The sequence below is a fragment of the Streptomyces sp. NPDC005811 genome, assembly GCF_040630405.1.
In the GTDB taxonomy this organism is placed as follows: domain Bacteria; phylum Actinomycetota; class Actinomycetes; order Streptomycetales; family Streptomycetaceae; genus Streptomyces.
In genome coordinates this window covers 24,014-45,111 of the sequence record NZ_JBEXXK010000051.1, presented here as the reverse complement: position 1 = coordinate 45,111, position 21,098 = coordinate 24,014, and the positions used below count along the sequence as shown (strand labels likewise).

General features: G+C 72.5%; 18 protein-coding genes and 1 pseudogene. 6 read left to right on the top strand and 13 right to left on the bottom strand.

The window, feature by feature from the left end:
* Positions 1-35: 35 nt before the first annotated feature.
* The 5 genes from ABZ490_RS39960 to ABZ490_RS39940 all read right to left on the bottom strand — a co-directional run bounded on the left by ABZ490_RS39960 (position 36) and on the right by ABZ490_RS39940 (position 6,598).
* On the bottom strand, positions 36-1,295 hold the full coding sequence (locus ABZ490_RS39960; RefSeq protein ID WP_359002080.1) for a SpoIIE family protein phosphatase: 1,260 nt from the start codon (positions 1,293-1,295) through the stop codon (positions 36-38).
* A gap of 66 nt (positions 1,296-1,361) precedes the next feature.
* Complete coding sequence (locus ABZ490_RS39955; RefSeq protein WP_359002079.1) at positions 1,362-3,812, bottom strand: SpoIIE family protein phosphatase; 2,451 nt, start codon at positions 3,810-3,812, stop codon at positions 1,362-1,364.
* A gap of 99 nt (positions 3,813-3,911) precedes the next feature.
* On the bottom strand, positions 3,912-5,189 hold the full coding sequence (gene rocD, locus ABZ490_RS39950; RefSeq protein WP_359002076.1) for an ornithine--oxo-acid transaminase: 1,278 nt from the start codon (positions 5,187-5,189) through the stop codon (positions 3,912-3,914).
* Positions 5,186-6,010, bottom strand: coding sequence for a dimethylargininase (gene ddaH, locus ABZ490_RS39945; protein ID WP_359002074.1), 825 nt, complete (start codon positions 6,008-6,010; stop codon positions 5,186-5,188). The genes rocD and ddaH overlap by 4 nt, the downstream gene beginning before the upstream one ends.
* Positions 6,011-6,085: 75 nt before the next feature.
* Complete coding sequence (locus tag ABZ490_RS39940) at positions 6,086-6,598, bottom strand: Lrp/AsnC family transcriptional regulator (RefSeq protein ID WP_359002072.1); 513 nt, start codon at positions 6,596-6,598, stop codon at positions 6,086-6,088.
* Positions 6,599-6,676: 78 nt separating this feature from the next.
* Between ABZ490_RS39940 and ABZ490_RS39935 the strand changes: the two genes are divergently transcribed.
* The 4 genes and pseudogenes from ABZ490_RS39935 (at position 6,677) to ABZ490_RS39920 (ending at position 11,878) form a co-directional block, all read left to right on the top strand.
* Complete coding sequence (locus ABZ490_RS39935) at positions 6,677-7,426, top strand: LytTR family DNA-binding domain-containing protein (protein WP_359002070.1); 750 nt, start codon at positions 6,677-6,679, stop codon at positions 7,424-7,426.
* Between the two features lie 2 nt (positions 7,427-7,428).
* Positions 7,429-7,824 (top strand): hypothetical protein, encoded by a 396-nt coding sequence (locus ABZ490_RS39930; protein ID WP_359002068.1) that lies wholly within the window; start codon positions 7,429-7,431, stop codon positions 7,822-7,824.
* Between the two features lie 11 nt (positions 7,825-7,835).
* Positions 7,836-9,527 (top strand): annotated as a pseudogene (locus tag ABZ490_RS39925) (cation acetate symporter); the annotation flags it as partial.
* A 1,145-nt stretch (positions 9,528-10,672) separates the two neighbouring features.
* Positions 10,673-11,878, top strand: coding sequence for a histidine kinase (locus ABZ490_RS39920; protein WP_359002066.1), 1,206 nt, complete (start codon positions 10,673-10,675; stop codon positions 11,876-11,878).
* On the opposite strand, the gene ABZ490_RS39915 is transcribed toward ABZ490_RS39920, so the two are convergent.
* The 5 genes from ABZ490_RS39915 to ABZ490_RS39895 form a co-directional block, all read right to left on the bottom strand.
* Positions 11,879-12,049, bottom strand: a complete 171-nt coding sequence (locus tag ABZ490_RS39915; protein WP_359002064.1) for a hypothetical protein — start codon at positions 12,047-12,049, stop codon at positions 11,879-11,881.
* Between the two features lie 82 nt (positions 12,050-12,131).
* Positions 12,132-13,082, bottom strand: coding sequence for a cytochrome c oxidase assembly protein (locus tag ABZ490_RS39910; protein ID WP_359002062.1), 951 nt, complete (start codon positions 13,080-13,082; stop codon positions 12,132-12,134).
* Positions 13,083-13,266: 184 nt separating this feature from the next.
* A complete protein-coding gene (locus tag ABZ490_RS39905) occupies positions 13,267-14,292 on the bottom strand; it encodes a 6-phosphofructokinase (RefSeq protein ID WP_359002060.1) in 1,026 nt (341 codons plus the stop codon).
* A 189-nt stretch (positions 14,293-14,481) separates the two neighbouring features.
* Positions 14,482-15,210, bottom strand: coding sequence for a glutamine amidotransferase (locus ABZ490_RS39900; protein WP_359002058.1), 729 nt, complete (start codon positions 15,208-15,210; stop codon positions 14,482-14,484).
* Positions 15,211-15,230: 20 nt separating this feature from the next.
* The gene (locus tag ABZ490_RS39895; RefSeq protein WP_067255988.1) at positions 15,231-16,469 is read right to left on the bottom strand and encodes a MurT ligase domain-containing protein; all 1,239 of its coding nucleotides are present in this window, start codon (positions 16,467-16,469) and stop codon (positions 15,231-15,233) included.
* 156 nt (positions 16,470-16,625) lie between these two features.
* Here ABZ490_RS39895 and def point away from each other — a divergent pair, with 156 nt between their 5' ends.
* Positions 16,626-17,165 (top strand): peptide deformylase, encoded by a 540-nt coding sequence (def, locus tag ABZ490_RS39890; RefSeq protein WP_359002056.1) that lies wholly within the window; start codon positions 16,626-16,628, stop codon positions 17,163-17,165.
* 69 nt (positions 17,166-17,234) lie between these two features.
* On the opposite strand, the gene ABZ490_RS39885 is transcribed toward def, so the two are convergent.
* A complete protein-coding gene (locus ABZ490_RS39885; protein WP_359002054.1) occupies positions 17,235-17,879 on the bottom strand; it encodes a TetR family transcriptional regulator in 645 nt (214 codons plus the stop codon).
* A 178-nt stretch (positions 17,880-18,057) separates the two neighbouring features.
* Between ABZ490_RS39885 and ABZ490_RS39880 the strand changes: the two genes are divergently transcribed.
* Positions 18,058-19,284: an acyl-CoA dehydrogenase family protein gene (locus tag ABZ490_RS39880; RefSeq protein ID WP_359002052.1), complete on the top strand. Its 1,227-nt coding sequence runs from the start codon at positions 18,058-18,060 to the stop codon at positions 19,282-19,284.
* 144 nt (positions 19,285-19,428) lie between these two features.
* Here ABZ490_RS39880 and ABZ490_RS39875 read toward each other — a convergent pair whose 3' ends face one another.
* Positions 19,429-19,665 carry a DUF6213 family protein gene (locus tag ABZ490_RS39875; RefSeq protein ID WP_359002050.1) on the bottom strand — a complete coding sequence of 79 codons (237 nt, stop codon included), beginning with the start codon at positions 19,663-19,665 and terminating at the stop codon, positions 19,429-19,431.
* A gap of 25 nt (positions 19,666-19,690) precedes the next feature.
* On the bottom strand, positions 19,691-21,076 hold the full coding sequence (locus tag ABZ490_RS39870; protein ID WP_359002048.1) for an NADP-dependent succinic semialdehyde dehydrogenase: 1,386 nt from the start codon (positions 21,074-21,076) through the stop codon (positions 19,691-19,693).
* Between the last annotated feature and the right edge of the window lie 22 nt (positions 21,077-21,098).

Sequence of the window (21,098 nt, the reverse complement as noted above, 5' to 3'; positions counted from 1 at the left end):
TCAGCAAGTCCGCGGCGGGCGTTGTCGCCGGTCCCTCACAGCCGTACGACGACCAGGGCCGTGTCGTCGGTCGCCCCGCCCGGCGGCAGCAGTTCCAGCAGGACGGAGTCGGCGAGGGCCTCCGGGTCCGCGTCCCGGTGCCGGGCCAGGGCCTCGGCGAGCCGCTGCAGACCGGTGTCGATGTCCTCCTGCCGTCGCTCCACCAGCCCGTCCGTGTACAGCACCAGGGTGGCGCCGTGGTCGTAGGCGGCGCACTCCTGCGGCCGGGGCACCGGGGACGGACGGGCGTCCAGCGGCGGGTCGGTGGCCCGGTCGAGGAACTCCACCCGGCCGCCGGGATGGACCAGCGCCGGCGGGGGGTGGCCGGCGCTGCTGTAGGTGATGGTGTGCCGGTCGAAGTCGATGAACGTGGTGACCGCGGTGGCCGATTCGGCGCCGTCCACGACATGCGCGTACCGCCCCAGCACATTGAGGGCCTCGGCGGGACCCTCCGCGACCCGGGAGGCGGCGCTGAGCGCGCTGCGCAGCTGGCCCATCACCCCCGCGGCCTCCAGACCGTGCCCCACGACGTCCCCGACCGACACGCCGATCCGGTCGCCGCCGACCAGGTCGACCAGGTCGTACCAGTCCCCGCACACGTTCAGCGAGCCGACCGCCGGGCGGTAGCGCACCGCCGCGTGATGGTGGCCGACCTGACGGCGGGCGGGCAGCATCGCCTCCTGGAGCGCGAGGGCCACCTGGCGCTCCCGGGCGTGCGACTGCCGCAGCCGCTCGTTGACCTCCTGGAGCTCACGGGCGCGGGTGTACAGCTCGGCCTCCAGGACCCGCGTCCGGCTGCCGGGCCCTCCCGCGCCCCGCGCCCCGCGGGCCCGGATCAGCTCGGTGACCTCCTCGACGCGGTGCACGACGAGCACCACCGAACCGTCGGGGCCGAGCACGGGCGCGTTGACCGGGCTCCAGTACCGCTCGTCCCACTCCCCGGGCCGCTCGGGGTCCTGCACGTCGTAGCGCTGGAGGGCCATCGCGTCGCGCTCGCCGGTGGCCAGCACCCGGCGCAGCGAGGCCTCCAGGTTGCGCACCCCGCTCGCGCCCGGGTCGTTGGGGTTGTCCGGGAACACCTCGAAGAGATGGCGGCCGACCATCTGCTCGCGTCTTCGGCCCGCCACGCGCAGGTACTCCTCGTTGACGTCCGCGTACACCAGGTCGGGCGTCAGCAGCGCCACCACGCCGGGCAGGGACTGGAACACCGCCGCGTAGTCGATCGCTGCCACCCGGTCGATCGCCGTGTCGTTCATGGCTCGCGCCCCATCCGCCGGTTTTGGGTAATTTTCGCACGCGGTGTGACGGAGGGGGTCCGCGCGTCACACGCCCCGGTCGGTGAGCGACTGCTCGGCCCAGATAATCTTCCCCTCGCCGAGGAAGCGGGTGCCCCAGCGCTCGGTGACCTGGGAGACCAGCAGCAGCCCGCGGCCGCCCTCGTCGGTGGTGCGCGGATGGCGCAGATGCGGGGCGGTCGCGCCGCCGTCGAAGACCTCGCAGACCAGCGAGCGCTCCCGGATCAGCCGCAGCCGGATCGGGCCGGCGGCGTACCGGATGGCGTTGGTGACCAGCTCGCTGACGACCAGCTCGGTGGTGAACGACAGCTCCGGAAGCTCCCACTCCGCCAGCCGCCGGCTCGCGGTCCTGCGCGCCTCGGCGACCGCGGCCGGATCGGCGGGCAGCTCCCAGTCGGCGACCCGGTCCGGGGACAGCCGGCGGGTACGGGCCATCAGCAGGGCCACGTCGTCGTACGGACGCGCCGGGACGAGCGCGTCGACCACGTTCCGGCAGGTCAGGTCCAGGCCGGGCGCCCGCTGCTGCAGGGCCCGGCGCAGCCGGGCGCGGCCGGTGTCCAGCGCCCATGCGGCGCCCTGCGCGAGCAGGCCGTCGGTGTGCAGCGCGAGCGTGCTGCCCTCCGGCAGGGTCAGCTGCGCGGACTCGAACGGCGGCCCGCCCAGGCCCAGCGCGGACCCCTGGGGCAGGTCCACGAAGGTGACCTCGCCGTCGGGCAGCACGACCGCCGGCGCGGGGTGTCCGGCGGCGGCCATCGTGCACCGGCCGTCGACGGGGTCGTACACGACGTACACGCAGCCCGCCCCCTGCGCCTGGGTGCCCGCGTCCAGGCCCTCCTCGCGGGCCATGCGGGCCACCAGGTCGTCCAGATGGGCGAGGACCTCGTCCGGCGGCAGATCCAGGGCGGCGAGGGTGCGTACGGCGGTCCGTACGCGTCCCATGGCCGCGGCGGCGTCGATGCCGTGCCCGGGCACCTCGCCGACCACCAGCGCCACCCGTGCCGCCGACAGCGGGATCAGGTCGTACCAGTCGCCGCCGAGGCCGGTCAGCTCGTCGGCGGGCCGGTAGCAGGCGGCCACCTCGACCGCGTCCTGCTCGGGCAGCCGGTGGGGGAGCAGATTGCGCTGCAGCACCAGGGCCGCGTCGCGCTCGCGTGTGTACCGGCGGGCGTTGTCCACGCAGACCGCCGCCCGCGAGACCAGGTCCTCCGCGAGCGCCAGATCATCGGCGTCGAAGGGCTCCCGCGGCCCGCGCCGGAGGAACGTCGTCACCCCGAGCGTGGCGCCCCGCGCCCGCACCGGGACGATCAGCACGCTGACCGGCTCGTCCGGCGCCGGGACCACGGGCAGGTTCCGCAACCACGGCTCCGCCACCGCGTCGAGCCGCTCCCCGTGCCAGGGCCGTCCGGTGAGCAGACAGCGGACGGGCGGTGAGTCGGCGGGGTGGACGACGGTGACGGCGGGGGCGGGGGCGGGGGCGGGCGTGGGGGGCGGTGGTACGGCGTCGGGGGGTGGGGCCGTTTCGGCGACCCGGACGCCCGCGCGGTGCAACGGGACCGAGCCCGTGGGGTCCGGGGTGGGTTCCGCGCCGTGCAGGACCGGGGCCGGCAGGTCCACCGCCACCGCGTCCGCGAAGCCGGGGACGGCCACGTCGGCCAGTTCCTGGGCGGTGCGGGCGATGTCCAGGCTGCTGCCGATGCACCGGCCCGCACGGTCCAGCAGGGCGAGCCGCTGCCGGGCGCGGTGCCGGTCGGTGATGTCGACGACCGTGTAGTAGACACCCACCGGATTCCCGTGGTCGTCCTCCAACCGGGTGAACGACAGCACCTGCGCCGTCTCCCGGTGCGGCGCGGTCCGCAGATGCCCGACGTGCTCGTAGCCGACCACGGTCGCGCCGTCGGCCAGCACCCGCCGCATCTGCGCCTCCGCCGCCTCGGCGTCCAGCCCCGGCTGCACATCCCCGAGCCGCAGCCCCAGCCGCTCCTCGGGCCGGCCCCCGCCGAACCGGGCGAGCGCGTCGTTGGACCACACGAACCGCAGATCGGTGTCCACGATGGCGATGCCGATCGGCGAGTCGGACACCATCCGCTCCAGGACCGAGCGGCTCATCGTCCAGCCCGGGGCGTCCCCCATCTCGCTCAGCAGGACGAGCCTGCGGTCGGCGCCGCCCGGCTCGTCCGCACAGGTGATCCGGGCCATCACCGGAACCGGCCGGCCGTCCCCGCGCCGGGCGGACAGCAGCCCGCTCCAGCCGCCGTCCCGCCGGCACCGTTCGAGGATCTCCGTCACCCGGCCCGCGTCCCCGTGGGTCAGCAGCCCGGCCAGGTCGCGGCCCACCGCGTCCGCCGCCGGGTAGCCCAGCAGCCGTTCGGCGTCCCTGGTCCAACTGGTCACCACGCCCCGCCCGTCGAGCAGCAGGGGCGCGGCGTCCGCCACGTCGAACCGCCGGCGGGCAACGCCGTCCTCGTCGTGTGTGCCCACGGTCGACCTCTCTGTCGCTGAGAGTGGTCTACCACCTCCTGACCCAATCTTCACCCTGCCCGCACGGCACCGGCAGGGCCACCCGGGAGCCGGGCGGCCTCAGGCCCCCCGGGTCAGCACCCCCTCCAACGCCGCCAGCGCCGACCCCAGTTCCTCGCCGGTGATCGTCAGCGGCGGTGCCAGCCGGACGGTGGAGCCATGGGTGTCCTTGACCAGCACCCCCTCCCGCATCAGCCGCTCGCTGACCTCACGGCCGGTGCCGAGGGCCGGGTCGATGTCGACGCCCGCCCACAGGCCCCGGGCCCGGAAGCCGACGACGCCCTTGCCGACCAGACCGGTCAGACCGTCCCGCAGCACGGTCCCCAGCTCCGTCGCCCGCTGCTGGAACTCGCCGGTCTCCAGCAGTTCCACCACCGCCGTGCCGACGGCCGCCGCCAGCGGATTGCCGCCGAACGTCGACCCGTGCTCGCCGGGCCGCAGCACCGACAGCACCTCGCGCCGCCCCACCACCGCCGACACCGGTACGATCCCGCCGCCGAGCGCCTTGCCGAGCAGCACGACGTCCGGGACGACCCCCTCGTGCTCCACGGCCAGCGTCCGCCCGGTGCGCCCCAGCCCGGACTGGATCTCGTCCGCGATGAACAGACAGTTCGCCCGCCGGGTCAGCTCCCGCACCCCGGCCAGATAGCCGTCGTCCGGGATGATCACCCCCGCCTCGCCCTGGATCGGCTCGATCAGCACCGCGGCCGTGGTCTCGTCGACCGCCGCCTCCAGCGCCGCCAGATCGTTGTACGGCACGATCCGGAACCCCGGCGTGAACGGGCCGAAGCCCGCCCGGGCCGTCTCGTCCGTCGAGAAGCTCACGATCGTCGTCGTCCGGCCGTGGAAGTTCTCCGCCGCGACCACGATCGTCGCCCGGTCGGCGGGGACGCCCTTCACCTCGTACGCCCACTTGCGGGCCACCTTGATGCCGCTCTCCACCGCCTCCGCGCCGGTGTTCATCGGCAGCACCATGTCCAGGCCGGTCAACCTCGCGAGCCGCTCGGCGAATCCGGCGAGCCGGTCGTTGTGGAAGGCACGGGAGGTGAGGGTGAGCCGGTCGAGCTGGCGGTGCGCCGCGTCGATCAACCGCGGATGCCGGTGGCCGAAGTTGAGGGCCGAGTAGCCGGCCAGCATGTCGAGGTAGCGGCGGCCCTCGACGTCCTCCACCCAGGTGCCCTCCGCACGCGCGACGACCACGGGCAGCGGATGGTAGTTGTGCGCGAGGACGGGCTCCTCGGCGCGGATCAGCTCGGCGGAGGACCGCGCGGGAGCGGTCTCGGACAGGCCGGCGGCGACGGTCTCGGGCGAGCGCGCGGGAACGACGGGTGCGGTCATGAACGGATCTCCTGAGTGCAGCACTTGATGCCACCGCCGGCCTTCTGGAACTCCGACAGGTCGACGGGGACGGGGACATAACCGCGCTCGGTCAGCCGGGCGGCGAGGGCCTCGGCCCGGGGCGCGATGAACACATGGCGGCCGTCGGACACCGAGTTCAGACCGAACGCCATCGCGTCGTCGCGGGTGGCGAGCACCGCGTCCGGGTACAGCCGGGCCAGCACCTCACGACTGCCCGGCGAGAACGCCTCCGGGTAGTAGGAGATGTTGTCGTCGTCGAGCACGAACAGCGCCGTGTCCAGGTGGTAGAAGTGCGGGTCCACCAGCGTCAGGCTGATCACCGGATGACCGAAGAACTCCTGCACCTCGCGGTGCGCCTCACGCGTCGTACGGAACCCCGTGCCGGCCAGCACGTACCGGCCGGTCCACACCAGATCGCCCTCGCCCTCGCACACGTGCACGGGGCGGTGCACGTCGTAGCCGGCGGTCTTGAACCAGGTGTCGTAGAGCGCGGACTCGGGACGCCGCTCCGGCGCGTGGAACAGCGAGCCGAACACCCGGCCGGCCACGACGACCGCGGAGTTCGCCGCGAACACCATGTCCGGCAGTCCGGGCGCCGGATCCACGGTGTCGACGGTGTGCCCGTGGGAGCGGTAGGCGCGGATCAGCGTCTGCCACTGCTCCTGGGCCAGGTCCACGTCCACGGGAGTGTCGGGACGCATCCAGGGATTGATCGCGTACTGCACGGCGAAGTGTCTGGGTTCACAGACGAGAAAACGCCGGGCGCTCGGCCTGCGGCCGGTGGTCACACTCTCGGGCATGTCCCCAAGGTAAGAACCGACAGCGGAGCGCTACAAGAAACGAACGCTGCGTGCTCACGCACGATTGCTGCGTCTTCAGTCCGGCGGGCGCACGTTCCCTGCGTCATCCGGGGCCACTTGTGTGGCTCCCGCCTCCGGACTGTCCGGCAGCAGGTGCGACAGCACCATCACACTGATCGTCTTGCGGATGAACGGCTCCACCCGGATCCGCTCCAGCACCTCCTCGAAGTGCTCCACGTCCCGCGCCCGCACGTGCAGCAACGCGTCCGCCCCGCCCGTCACCGTCATCGCCGCCGTGATCTCCGGATGGTTGCGCACCACCTCCGCGAGCCGCCGCGGCGGGGCCGCGCCCTCGCAGTACACCTCCACGTACGCCTCCGTGCGCCAGCCCAGCGCCGCGGGCTTCACCGTGGCCGTGAACCCCGTGATCACCCCGGTGTCCCGCATCCGGTCCACCCGGCGTTTGACGGCCGTCGCCGACAGTCCGACCGCCGAGCCGATCTCCGCGAAACTCGTCCGTGCGTTCGCCATCAGAGCGGTGACGATCTTCCGGTCGAGATCGTCGAAAGGGGCAGTGCCGCTGTTCATGCGGGCACTGTATCCAGCGGATACGTCCACACCCCGGCACATGTCCAGCCGTGCCGATCGCCCCTACACTCCACGTTCATGCTGCGCGCCCTCGCCGTCGACGACGAACGCCCCTCGCTCGAGGAACTGCTGTACCTGCTGAGCGCCGACCCCCGCATCGGCAGCGTGGAGGGCGCCGGCGACGCGACCGAGGCACTGCGCCGCATCAACCGCGCCCTGGAGTCCGGCCCGCACGGCCCCGAGGCCATCGACGTCGTCTTCCTCGACATCCAGATGCCCGGCCTCGACGGCCTCGACCTGGCCCGCCTGCTGACCGGCTTCGCCCGCCCGCCGCTGGTCGTGTTCGTCACCGCCCACGAGGACTTCGCCGTCCAGGCCTTCGACCTCAAGGCCGTCGACTACGTCCTCAAGCCCGTCCGCAAGGAACGCCTCGCCGAGGCCGTCCGCCGGGCCGTCGAACTGCGCGGCACCGCGCCCCGCATCCCGGTCCACGAGCCCGACCCCGACCAGATACCCGTCGAGCTCGGCGGGGTGACCCGGTTCGTGTCCGTGGACGACATCACCCACGCAGAGGCCCACGGCGACTACGCCCGGCTGCACACCGACCGCGGCAACCACCTCGTCCGGATCCCCCTGTCCACCCTGGAGGAACGCTGGCGCGCCCGCGGATTCGTCCGCATCCACCGCCGCCATCTCGTCGCCCTGCGCCACATAGGCGAACTCCGCCTGGACGCCGGCACGGTCAGTGTCCTGGTCGGCGGCGAGGAACTCCAGGTCAGCCGCCGCCACGCCCGCGAACTGCGGGACCTGCTGATGAGGAGGCCGTGAGCATGCCGCAGGATCCCGTCGAGCGGCGCGTCGTCGTCAGCGGCCCGCCCCGCCGCACCGTCCCCCACGCTCGGCTCCGCTCGCGCGGGCGGTACCCCCATGCCTCCGGCTACTACCGCCCCCGCACCGAGATCGACGAGCAGACCACCCTCGGCCACACCTACGTCCGCTCCCTCATGCGCTCCCAACTGCGCGCCGCCCTCCTGGTGTTCGCCGTCCTCGCCCTCCTCGTCGGCCCGCTGCCGCTGCTCTTCGCGGCGATGCCCGACGCCCACCGCCTCCAGTGGGCGGTGCTCGGCTTCTGCCTCTACCTCCCGCTCGTCCTGCTGGCCCGCTGGTACGTCCGCCGCGCCGAACGCAACGAACGGGACTTCGTCCGGCTGGTCGAAGACCGATAGGGGCCCGACACATGAACTCGGCGTACGCCGTGCCCGCCGTCGCCCTGGTGGTGGTCGCGACCGTCCTCGTCGGCGCGTTCGGCCTCCGGATCTCCCGCACCACCTCCGACTTCTACGTCGCCTCGCGCACCGTCGGCCCCCGCCTCAACGCGGCCGCCATCAGCGGCGAGTACCTCTCCGCCGCCTCCTTCCTCGGCATCGCCGGGCTGGTCCTGGTCCAGGGCCCGGACATGCTCTGGTACCCGGTCGGCTACACCGCCGGCTACCTCGTCCTGCTGCTCTTCGTCGCCGCCCCGCTGCGCCGCTCCGGCGCCTACACGCTGCCCGACTTCGCCGAGGCCCGGCTCGCCTCCCACACCGTCCGCCGGGTCGCGGGCACCCTCGTCGTCGGCGTCGGCTGGCTGTACCTCCTGCCCCAGCTCCAGGGCGCCGGACTGACACTGACGGTCCTCACCGGGGCGCCGGACTCCCTCGGCGGGCTGATCGTCGCGGTCGTCGTCGCCGCGACCGTCGCCGCGGGCGGGATGCGCAGCATCACCTTCGTGCAGGCGTTCCAGTACTGGCTCAAGCTCACCGCCCTGCTGGTGCCCGCCCTCTTCCTGGTCCTCGCCTGGCAGGGCGACGGCACCCCCCGGCACGCCTTCGCGGAACCGGCCGCCTTCCGTGAGCAGCGCACGGTCCGCGTGGACGACACCCTCGACCTGCGGCTCGACCGCCCCCTGACCGTGACGGTCGACGGCACGGTCGACGGCCGCCGGCACGCGGACACCGCCCTGCGTCTGACCGCCGGCGTGCACCGCATCGAACGCGGCACCCGCCTCACCTTCGCCGAGGGCAGCCCCGTCCCCACCGCCGAGCGCGGCAGCACCGGCGGCATGTCCACCTCCCTCGCCGCGGGCCGCCAGGAACGCCCGCTGTACGCCACGTACGGCCTGATCCTCGCCACCTTCCTCGGCACGATGGGCCTGCCGCACGTCGTCGTGCGCTTCTACACCAGCCCGCACGGGGTCGCCGCCCGCCGCACCACGGTCGCCGTCCTGGCCCTGATCGGAGTCTTCTACCTGCTCCCGCCCCTCTACGGCGCCCTCGGCCGCCTGTACGCCCCCGAGCTGGCCCTCACCGGCGACGCCGACGCGGCCGTGCTCCTGCTGCCGGACCGGATGATCGGCGGCGTCGGCGGCGACCTGCTCGGCGCGCTGGTCGCCGGGGGCGCCTTCGCCGCGTTCCTGTCCACGGCGTCCGGGCTGACCATGGCCGTCGCGGGCGTCCTCACCCAGGACGTGCTGCCGGCCCGGGGCGTACGGCACTTCCGGCTGGGCACCGTGCTCGCCATGGCCGTACCGCTCGCGGGGAGCCTGCTGGTGGGCGGGCTGCCGGTGGCCGACGCGGTGGGTCTCGCGTTCGCGGTGTCGGCGTCCTCCTTCTGCCCCCTGCTCGTCCTCGGCATCTGGTGGCGCCGGCTGACCCCGCCCGGGGCGGTCGCCGGGATGGTGGTCGGCGGCGGATCGGCGTTCCTCGCGGTCGCCGTCACCATGGCGGGCCTGCCGGCCACGGGCGGGCTGCACGCGCTGCTCGCCTGGCCGGCGCTGTGGTCGGTGCCGCTGGGCTTCCTCACGATGATCCTGGTCTCCCTGACCACCCCGAGCCGCGTCCCACCCGGCACGCCAGCGATCCTGGCCCGCTTCCACCTCCCGGAGGAACTACGCACGGAGGAACGGGGGAAACCGGAGGAGCGCGGGATACCGGAAGGGCGCGGGGTGCTGGAGGAGCGAGGGAGGCCGGAGGAGCGCGGGGTGCTGAAGGAGAGTGGGTGGCCGGAAGGGCGTCGGCTGCTGGAGGAGCGCCCGGTGCCGGAAGAGCGTGGGAGGCCGGAGGAGCGCGAGAGGCTGGACGGACACGGGCTGTCGGAGGGGCGTGGGGTGCTGAAGGGGCGCCGGGTGCTGGAGGAGCGTGGGAGGCCAGAGAGGCGGCGGCTGCTGGAGAAGCGCGAGAGGTCGGAGGGGCGTCGGGTGCCGGAGGAGTCGGGGGTCGGGGAGGAACGGGGGAGACCGGAGGAGCGCGTGCTGCCGGAAGGGCGTCGGGTACTGGAGGAGCGCCCGGTGCCGGAACAACGGGGGAGGCCAGAGGAGCGCGAGAGGTCGGAGGGGCGCGGGGTGCGGGAGGGTTCGGGGGTTGGGGAGGTGCGGCTTGAAGCCGAGGCCGCTTGCGCCCTGGCCGCCGCGTCGGAGGGGCGCGGGGTGCCGGAGGGTTCGGGGGTTGGGGAGGTGCGGCTCGAAGCCGAGGCCGCTTGCGCCCTGGCCGCCGCGTCGGAGGGGCGCGGGGTGCCGGAGGGTTCGGGGGTTGGGGAGGTGCGGCTTGAAGTCGAGGCTGCTCGCGCCCTGGCCGCCGCGTCGGAGGGGCGCGGGGTGCCGGAGGGTTCGGGGGTTGGGGAGGTGCGGCTCGAAGCCGAGCTCGCTCGCGCCCTCGCCCCCGCGTCGGAGGAGCCCCGGGTGTTGGAGGAAACAGGGGGCGGGGCGCCGTGGCAGGCGTCGGAGGAACGCCGGGTGCCCGAGCAGCGCGAGGCCCCGGAGGAGCGGACGGCGCCCGAGGTACACACGGCGCCCGAGGTACACACGGCGCCCGAGGGACACATGGCGCCCGAGGGACACACGGCGTCCGGGGAACGCACGGCGTCCGGGGAACGCACGGCGCCCCAGTCGCGGATGGCGTCCGATGAGCACACGGCGCTCGATCAGCACGCGGCGTCCGATGGGCACGCGGCGTCCGATGGGCGCGCGGCGTCCGATCAGCGTGCGGCGTCCGATGGGCGTGCGGCGTTCGATGGGCGCGCGGCGTCGGAGGGCGCGGCGTGAGTGGGTTTCTGGCCGGTGTGTGCATCGCCATCCTCCCCTTCCTCGCCCTCGGGTTCTGGCTCGGTCGCCGTACCGCCCGCCCCGACCGCCAGGCCGGCCTCGGCACCCCCGTCGAGCACGCCACCTTCCAGACCCTGCACACCGCCTCGCTCGCCGCACCCCCGCTGCGGGCGGGCCTCACCGAGGAGACGGCCCGCAAGTCCGCCCGCAGACTGCGCACCCTGCTCGGCACGGACGCCCTGTGCCTCACGGACCGCGAGCAGGTCCTCGCCTGGGACGGCGTGGGCTCCCACCACCGCACCGAGATCATGGAACGCCTCGCCGCCCCCCTGGACAGCGGCCGGGGCGAGGCCTTCCGCCTCACCTGCGACCACGCCGACTGCCCGGTCCGCTGGGCCGTGGTCGCCCCCCTCACCGTCGACGACCGGGTGCACGGCGCCCTAGTCGCCTGCGCACCCCGCGAGTCGGCCGTCCTGGTCCGCGCCGCGGGCGAGGTGGCCCGCTGGGTCAGCGTCCAGCTGGAGCTCGCCGATCTCGACCAGTCCCGCACCCGGCTGATCGAGGCGGAGATCAAGGCCCTGCGCGCCCAGATCTCCCCGCACTTCGTCTTCAACTCGCTCGCCGTGATCGCGTCCTTCGTCCGCACCGACCCCGAACGCGCCCGCGAGCTGCTCCTGGAGTTCGCCGACTTCACCCGCTACTCGTTCCGCCGGCACGGCGACTTCACCACCCTCGCCGACGAGCTCCACGCCATCGACCACTACCTGGCCCTGGTCCGCGCGCGCTTCGGCGACCGCCTCGCCGTCACCCTCCAGATCGCCCCGGAGGTCCTCCCCGTCGCCCTGCCCTTCCTCTGCCTCCAGCCCCTGGTGGAGAACGCCGTCAAGCACGGCCTGGAGGGCAAGACGGAGAAGTGCCACATCCAGATCACCGCCCAGGACGCCGGCGCCGAGGCGCTGGTCGTCATCGAGGACGATGGCGCCGGCATGGACCCGGTCCTGCTGCGCCGCATCCTGGCCGGCGAGGTCAGCCCCTCCGGCGGCATCGGCCTGTCCAACGTCGACGACCGGCTGCGCCAGGTGTACGGCGACGACTACGGCCTCGTCATCGAGACGGCCGTCGGGGCGGGCATGAAGATCACCGCCCGGCTGCCGAAGTACCAGCCGGGCGTCCACTCGGCGGCCCGCCTCGGCCCCGGCTGATCAGCCGTTCTTCAGCACGATCATCGCCAGCGTGATCAGTCCGAGCACGACCCAGCCGAACCACAGCCAGCCGTTGCTGCCGAGCGCCACCGTGTAGGCGGTCACCGCCACCAGCGCGCCGATGGTGAGCACCCCCATGGTCCTCGTGGAACTGTCCGTGGAACCTGCCATCGCGACACCCTCCTCAGGGCCGCCCGCCACCGGGCGCGTCCACCTCCATGGTGCCCCGCCGCACCCGCGACCGCGTCCCCCTTCAGCGTCCCCGGGTGTTCAGCGAGGCGAGATAGGCGTTGTACGCCTCCAGCTCCTTGTCGCCGTCCCGGTCGGCGGCGCGGTCCTTGCGCTTGGCCTGCCGCTGCTCGGAGCCGTACCACTGGAACAGCAGCGCGATCAGCACCAGCACGGACGGGATCTCGCTGAACGCCCACGCGATGCCGCCCGCGGCGCTCTGGTCGGACAGCGCGTCGATCCCGAGCGAGGCGGGCGGGTTGCGGAACGTGTCGACCATCGGCTCGGACGCCATCATCAGCGCGATCCCGAAGAACGCGTGGAACGGCATCCCGGCGAACAGCTCCAGCATCCGCATCAGATGCCCCGGCCGCCGCGGCCCCGGGTCCACCCCGATGATCGGCCAGAAGAACACCACGCCCACCGCGAGGAAGTGCAGCATCATCGCGATGTGCCCGACCTTCGAGCCCATCAGGAAGTCGAAGAGGGGACTGAAGTACAGGGCGTACAGCGAGGCGATGAACATCGGGATGGTGAACGCCGGATGCGTGATGATCCGCATGTACCGGCTGTGCAGCAGCATCAGCAGCAGCTCGCGCGGCCCCTTGCGCCCCCCGCCGGCCGCCGGCAGCGCCCGCAGCGCCAGCGTCATGGGAGCCCCCAGCAGGATCAGGATCGGCGACAGCATGCTGATGACCATGTGCTGCACCATGTGCACGCTGAACATGACCATCCCGTAGTCGTTCAGCCGGGTGCACATCACCAGCATGATCGTGAGCACCCCGAGGACGAACGACACGGTCCGCGCGGCCGACCAGGCGTCCCCCCGCCGCCGCAGCCGCACCACACCCCACCCGTACAGCCCCAGCCCGGCCAGACACGCCACCAGGAAGAACGGATCCGCCGACCACTGAAGTCCCCGCCCCAGCGTGAACGGCAGTAGATCCATATGCATGCCGTGCCCGCTGTGATCCATGGTGGGCGGCTCCTGATTCGTGGGGGGTTGTACGTTTCCTGCCGCCCACAAGAGTAGAACCGCCCCCGGTCACTGTTGTGACCGGGGGCGTCTGGTCCCGCCTGAAGGGGCGCGGGGCTGTATCGATATGCGGCTCCGCCGCGCGGGCGCGAGCGACCACGGCGCACCCGCACCCGCCGGACGGCTAGAGCACGCACTCCGCTTCCGCGTACCGCTCGGCCGGCACGGTCTTCAGCGTCTCCACGGCCTCCGCGAGGGAGACCATCACGATGTCCGTCCCGCGCAGGGCCGTCATCTTCCCGAACTCCCCCCGGTGCGCCGCCTCCACCGCGTGCCACCCGAACCGGGTCGCCAGCACCCGGTCGTACGCGGTCGGCGTGCCACCCCGCTGCACATGTCCGAGGATCACCGGACGGGCCTCCTTGCCGAGCCGGTGCTCCAGCTCGATGGACAGCTGACGGGCGATCCCGGCGAACCGCTCGTGCCCGTAGATGTCCTTGCCGCCTTCGTCGAAGTCCATGGTCCCGGCGCGGGGCTTCGCGCCCTCCGCGGCGACGACGATCGCGAACCGCTTCCCCGCCTCGAACCGCTCGCCGACCCGCCGCGCCAGCTCCTCGATGTCGAAGGGCCGCTCGGGGACGACGATGGCGTGGGCGCCCGCCGCCATGCCCGACTGAAGCGCTATCCAGCCGGTGTGCCGTCCCATGACCTCGACGACCAGCACCCGCTGGTGCGACTCGGCGGTGGTCTTCAGCCGGTCGAGCGCCTCGGTCGCCACCCCGACGGCCGTGTCGAAGCCGAAGGTGACGTCGGTGACGGCGATGTCGTTGTCGATGGTCTTCGGCACGCCGACGACCGGCAGTCCGGCGTCCGACATCAGCCGGGCCGCCTTGAGGGTGCCCTCACCGCCGATGGGGATGATCGCGTCCAGCCCGAGCTCCTGGACGTGGCCCTTCGCCCGCTCCACGCCGTCCCGCAGATGCGAGGGCTGGACCCGGGAGGAGCCGAGGATGGTGCCGCCGCGGGCCAGGATGCCGGCCACCGCGTCGAGGTCGAGCTTGAGGTAGTCGCACTCCAGGAGGCCCTTCCAGCCGTCCCGGAAGCCGATGACCTCGTCGCCGTGGTCGGCGACGGCACGGTGCACGACGGACCGGATGACGGCGTTCAGGCCGGGGCAGTCGCCGCCGGAGGTGAGGACACCAATGCGCATAGCCCGAAAAACCTTCTCCACGAGGGCCGGATCCGGACCCCGTCGTCCGGCTCGATCCCCGCCACCCTAGCGGCAGGAGGGGGCGGGGCCGAAGCATGCGTCCGCCTGCTGGACGTGCCTGCTCACCTGTGCGGATGCACCGTCAGACGGGCTGCTGACGGTGCCCTGAAAAGCAGGTGAACAGACAACTCACGCAGGCTGCTGTGCCGACGCGATGCGCTCGTTGCGCAGCGCCTCGTACCAGCGGTCGTCCGTCGGCGGCAGCGCGTTCACATCGAGTGCCAGCTTCAGCAGCAGGTCCGCGATGAGCGGGTTGCGCGCGAGCACCGGCCCGTGCATGTACGTGCCGAACACGGTGTCGTTGTACGCCCCCTCGGTCCCGTCGCCGGTGCCGTTGCCCTTGCCGAGCTGGACGCGGGCGAACGGGCGGGCGGTCGGGCCGAGATGGGTGACGCCCTGGTGGTTCTCGAAGCCCGTCAGGGACGGCAGCCCGAGCCGGGGGTCGATGTCGGCGAGGACGTCACCGACGCACCGCTCGCCCTCGCCGCGCACCGTGGTGACGTCGAGGAGGCCGAGGCCCGGCTGACGCTGGCCGACGTCGTTGACGAACTCGTGGCCGAGGATCTGGTAGCCGGCGCAGACCGCGAACACGATCGCGCCGTTGTTCACCGCCTGGAACAGGTGCCCGTCGCGCAGCAGGCGCTCCGCGGCGAGCCGCTGGGGCCGGTCCTCGCCGCCGCCGATGAGGTAGATGTCGCCGGAGGTGGGGATCGGCTGGTCGCTGCGCACGTCGAGGCGGGCCACGTCGAGGCCGCGCTGGCGGGCCCGGCGCTCCACGACCAGGACGTTGCCCTGGTCGCCGTAGGTGCTCAGCAGGTCCGGGTAGACCCAGACGATCCGCAGTTGATTGTCGCTCATGAACTGGTCGTCCTTCGTGGTCAGTTGCCGACGCGGCGGCGCAGGTCCTGGAACGCGGTGTAGTTCGCGATGACCTCGATCCGGCCCGGCGGGCACTGCTGCACGGCCTGGTCGACGCTGTCGCACACCTGGAAGTGCTGGTTCGCCACCTCGAGGCGCACCGCGAGGTCCAGCTTGCGGTCACCGATGACGAAGATCGGGTGGCCGGTCAGCCGTGTGTAGTCGACGTCCCACAGCCAGGAGGTGTCGGTGCCGTCCGCGCCGCGCGCGTTCACCGAGAGGATCACCGGGGCGGGTGCAGGATCGATCAGGCTGAACGTCTCGAGCCAGCCGGCCGGGTTCTTGGCCAGCAGGAGCCGCAGATCACGCCCCTGGAACTGGACGACGTCGTAGCGTCCGGCGACGGCCTGCACCTGGTACATGCGCTCCAGCGCGACCTGCGGCGGCACGCCGAACACGGCGGCGACGGCCGCCGAGGAGGCGGCGTTGGCCTTGTTGGCCCGTCCGGGGAGCTGGAGGTGGATGGGCCACGCGGAGCCGTGCGGGTCGAGGACGTGGTCCCCGGACAGCGCCCAGCTCGGCTGCGGCCGGCGGAACCCGCACTCGCCGCAGAACCAGTCGTCGCCGGGGCGCTGCATGACACCGCCGCAGGACGGGCACGACCAGGCGTCGTCCTTCCACATCTGCCCGGCCGCGACCCACACCACGTTGGGCGAGGAGGACGCGGCCCACACCACCAGCGGGTCGTCGGCGTTGGCGACGACGACGGCCTTGGAACCGGCGAGCCCCTCACGCCAGTTCTCCGCGAGCATCCGGGTCTCGGCCGCGCGGTCCAGCTGGTCGCGGGAGAGGTTCAGCAGCGCGATGCACTTCGGCGCGGTGTCCCGGGCGACGCCGGCGAGGTACTTCTCGTCGACCTCGATGACGCCGTACTTGGAGTCCGAGCCGCCCGCGAGCGCCGAGGTGATGCCGGCCGGCATGTTGGCGCCGAGCGCGTTGGACACGACCGGTCCCGCGGCCCGCAGGGCCTCGGCGATGAGCCGGGTCGTGGTGGTCTTGCCGTTGGTCGCCGACACCAGGATGACGTCCAGGTTCTGGGCGAGCCTGGCGAGGAGATCGGGGTCGAGTTTGAGTGCCACCCGGCCACCGATCACCGATCCGCTGCCGCGTCCGGCCGCGCGCGATGCCGCAGCGACCGCCTTGCCCGCGGTCACGGCGATCTTGGCCCGCGGCGTGAGCGGGTCCGAGTTGCCTGCCATCAGTTCTCGATCCTCCTTGCGTACGCGCCGCGCCTCTGCCGTACGGCAACGTGGTAGGGGGTCAGCCTATCGAGATCCATTCGCAGGCCCGAATCGCGGCACCACCTCACACCCGCACGGCATGCGCGTGTCAGAAGGGACCGTACCCTTGCCGCCATGCGACACGGCTCCATCCAGGGCGCGCACGGACGCGTCCGGCCCCTCACACTCCTCGGTGATCCCGTCCTGGCACAGCCGTGCCGGGAGGTCACCGGGTTCGGCCCCGAACTCGCCCGGCTCGTCGAGGACATGTTCGCCACGATGTACGCGGCCCAGGGCGTCGGCCTCGCCGCGAACCAGGTCGGCGAACCCCTGCGGGTCTTCGTCTACGACTGCCCGGACGACGACGACGTCCGCCATCTGGGCCATGTCGTGAACCCGAGGCTGGTGGAGGCGGACGGGATCGTCCTGCGCGGCCCGGAGGGCTGTCTGTCCCTCCCGGGCCTGGAGGCGGGAACGGAGCGCCACGACCACGCGGTCGTCGAGGGCTTCACCGTGACCGGCGAGCCGATCACGGTCCACGGCACGGGGTTCTTCGCCCGATGCCTGCAGCACGAGTGCGACCACCTGGAGGGCACGGTGTACGCGGACCGGGTGGAGGGCTGGCGCAGGCGCAGGCTGCTGCGTCAGGTGAAGCGAGCCTCTTGGCACCGGTGAGTGGATGCTTTCAGGGGCGCGGGGAACTGCGCGAGCAGCCCCCACCGGCCCGTAGACCGGACCCGACCCTCAGAACCCGGGCCCCCCGATCTTGTCCCCCGCGGCAGCGAGACGCCCCCACAGAAGATCCGCCAGACTCCGCACCAGCTCGGCCCGGGAACACGGCCGCTCACCCAGCCACCAGTCCCCGGCCGCGTGCATCATCCCGACGATCCCGTGCCCCCACACCCGGGCCAGCCGCTGGCTCTCCGGCCCGAGATCCAGCCGGTCCTCGATCACCTGGGCCAGCTCCTCGCCCATCCTGCGGAGCAGCGGCGCGCTGTGCTTGCCCACGTCGAACCCCGCCTCCGCGCCCTGCCCGCCCTCGGAAGGGTGCATCAGGAACCGGTACACCTGGGGCCGCGCCTCGATGGCGGCGAGGTAGGTGTCGAGGGTGGCCTCCACCCGCTCCCGCCGCTCCGCGGGCGCGTCCAGCGCGGCCCGCAGGGAGTCCAGCAGCGCGTCCGTGTGCCGCTTGGCCAGCGCCGCGTACAGTCCGCCCTTGTCGCCGAAGTGCCGGTAGAGGATCGGCTTGGTGATGCCGGCCTCCGCGGCGATCGCGTTCATCGACGCCTGGGGGCCGTCCCGGAGCACCACCCGGTCCGCGGCCTCCAGCAATTCGCGCCGTCGGCGGTCGGCCGACCTCTGCTGCTCGGTCCGCTGCGTGGTGTCCATGTGCTCTCCCCACCCGTGATGTTTCGGCGACGCCTGCGCAAACTAACACCTGACAGCAGCCTGACAGCGAACGGGCCTGAGGGCTCCCTGGCCGTCGTCAGGAGTTGACTTTTCCTACCCGCGAGTAACAGACTCGGGGTTACCGCTAGTAACACGCACGCCCGCCGCTGGAGGGGACATGGCCGAGTTCACCATGGAGCTCAACGACGAACAGAAGGAGGTCCGGGACTGGCTGCACGGTTTCGCCGCAGACGTGATCCGTCCCGCGGCCGCCGAATGGGACGAGCGTGAGGAGACTCCCTGGCCGGTCATCCAGGAGGCCGCGAAGGTCGGCATCTACTCCCTCGACTTCTACGCGCAGCAGTACTTCGACCCCACCGGGCTCGGTATCCCGATGGCGATGGAGGAGCTGTTCTGGGGCGACGCGGGTATCGCCCTGTCGATCGTAGGCACGGGTCTGGCCGCCGTGGGAGTCCTCGCCAACGGAACCGAGGAACAGATCGGCACCTGGATCCCCCAGATGTACGGCGACGCCAACGACGTCAAGGTCGCGGCGTTCTGCTCCTCCGAGCCCGACGCCGGCTCCGACGTCGCCTCGATGCGCACGCGTGCCGTGTACGACGAGGCCAAGGACGAGTGGGTGATCAACGGCACGAAGACCTGGGCGACCAACGGCGGCATCGCCAACGTCCATGTCGTGGTCGCCGTCGTCGACCCGGAGCTGGGCTCCAAGGGCCACGCCTCCTTCATCGTCCCGGCGGGCACGCCCGGTCTGGCCCAGGGCCAGAAGTTCAAGAAGCACGGCATCCGCGCCTCGCACACCGCCGAGGTCGTCCTCGACCACGTGCGCGTGCCCGGCTCCTGCCTGCTCGGCGGCAAGGAGAAGCTGGACGAGCGGCTCGCGCGGGCCCGGGAGCGGGCCAAGGCGGGCGGCGAGCGCGTGAAGAACGCGGCGATGGCCACGTTCGAGGCCTCGCGTCCGGCGGTCGGGGCGATGGCGGTCGGCACCGCCCGTGCCGCGTACGAGGTGGCCCTCGACTACGCCATGACCCGGGAACAGTTCGGGCGGCCGATCATCGACAACCAGGGCGTGGCCTTCCAGCTCGCCGACATGCGGACGCAGATCGACGCGGCGCGGCTGCTGGTGTGGCGGGCCTCGTGGATGGCGATCAGCGGGAAGCCGTTCACCGCGGCCGAGGGCTCGATGTCGAAGCTGTTCGCGAGTGAGACGGCGAAGAAGGTCACGGCGCAGGCCGTGCAGATCCTCGGGGGCAACGGGTACACGCGGGAGTACCCGGTGGAGCGGATGCACCGAGACGCGGCGATCTACACCATCTTCGAAGGGACGAGCGAGATCCAGCGCCTGGTGATCGCCAGGACGCTCTCCGGGATGTCCATCCGGTAGTACGGCGACTGCGGGTGCGTGGGGGCTGATCGCGCAGTTCCCCGCGCCCCTGACAGGCACGTCCACTGCACTCGCTCAAGGGGCGCGGGGAACTGCGCGACAAGCCACGACGCACCCGCACCCGGCAACGCAACAACACGCCCCCTACGAAGTCCCCCCGCTGCTGTGCGCAATGCACGCCACATCGATCCGGTCGGCCAGCTTCGCCAGTTCGATCGTCAGCGCCGCCACCGTGTCCTCGTCGAGATCCTCCGCCCCCGCCTCGACGAGGTGCAGCCACCTCCCGCCCAGCGTGCGGAGCAGCTTGCTCACATCGGCGGCAGCCACCTGAAGGGTCCCGCGGTCGTCGACGATCAGGGGCAGGGTCACTTCGCGGTTCACACCCGGGATCGTAACCGCGCGGCGCTCAGGCACCGTGCCAAACCGTGGTGATGTTGCAGAACTCGCGGATTCCGTGCCCGGACAGCTCACGCCCGTACCCGGACCGTTTCACCCCGCCGAACGGGAACGCCGGATGGGACGCGGTCATCCCGTTCACGAACACCCCGCCGGCCTCCAGGTCCCGCGCGAAACGGTCCACCTCGGTCTCGTCCTGCGTCCAGACGTTCGAACTCAGACCGAACGGGGAGTCGTTGGCGAGGAGCACCGCCTCGTCCAGGTCGGCCACCCGGTACAGCGTCGCGACCGGGCCGAACGCCTCCTCGCGATGGATGCGCATCGCGCGGGTGAGGCCCGTCAGGACGGTCGGCGGGTAGTACCAGCCGGGCCCTTCGGGGCGTTCGCCACCGCACAGCACCACGGCGCCGGCGCGGCGCGCGTCGTCGACCAGTTCCTCCAGGTCGGCCCGGCCCTGTTCGCTCGCCAGCGGGCCGACGTCGGTGTCCTCCTCCAGCGGGTCGCCGACCTTCAGCGCCTTCATCCCTTCGGTGAAGCGCTCCGCGAACGCGTCGTACACGTCCGAGTGGACGATGAACCGCTTGGCGGCGATGCAGGACTGACCGTTGTTCTGCACCCGGGCCGTCACCGCGACCCGCGCGGCCCGGTCGAGGTCGGCGGAGGGCATGACGACGAACGGGTCGCTGCCGCCCAGCTCCAGGACCGTCTTCTTGACCATCGCCCCGGAGGTGGCGGCGACCGCCCGGCCCGCCGGTTCGCTGCCCGTGAGGGTCGCGGCCCGCACCCGTTCGTCGCGCAGGATCTCGTCCACCGCGCCGGACCCGATCAGCAGGGTCTGGAAGCAGCCCTCGGTGAAGCCCGCGCGGTGGAAGAGGTCCTCCAGGTACAGCGCGGTCTGGGGGACGTTGGAGGCGTGCTTGAGCAGGCCGACGTTGCCCGCCATCAGCGCGGGCGCGGCGAACCGGATCACCTGCCACAGGGGGAAGTTCCACGGCATCACGGCCAGCACCGGGCCCAGCGGCCGGTAGCGGACCAGGGCCCGGGTGCCGCCGGAGTCCGCCACGTCGGCGTCGTCCGGCCGCTCGTCGGCGAGCAGCCCCTCCGCGCGCTCGGCGTACCAGCGCATCGCCCTGGCGCACTTCGCGGCCTCGGCGCGCGCCTGCCGGATCGGCTTGCCCATCTCGGTGGTCATCACCCGCGCGATGTCCCGCTGGTCCTCCTCCAGCAGGCCGGCCGCCTGGAGCAGCAGACGTGAGCGGTCGGTGAAGCTGCTCAGCCGGTACGTGCGGAACGTGGCCTCGGCGAGCTGGAGCCGGCGTTCCAGCTCCTCCTCGCCCATGGGCTCGTACGTCTTGAGCGTCTCGCCGTCCGCCGGGTTCACCGTCGCGATGGGCATGGCCGACCTCCTGGAGAGCTGC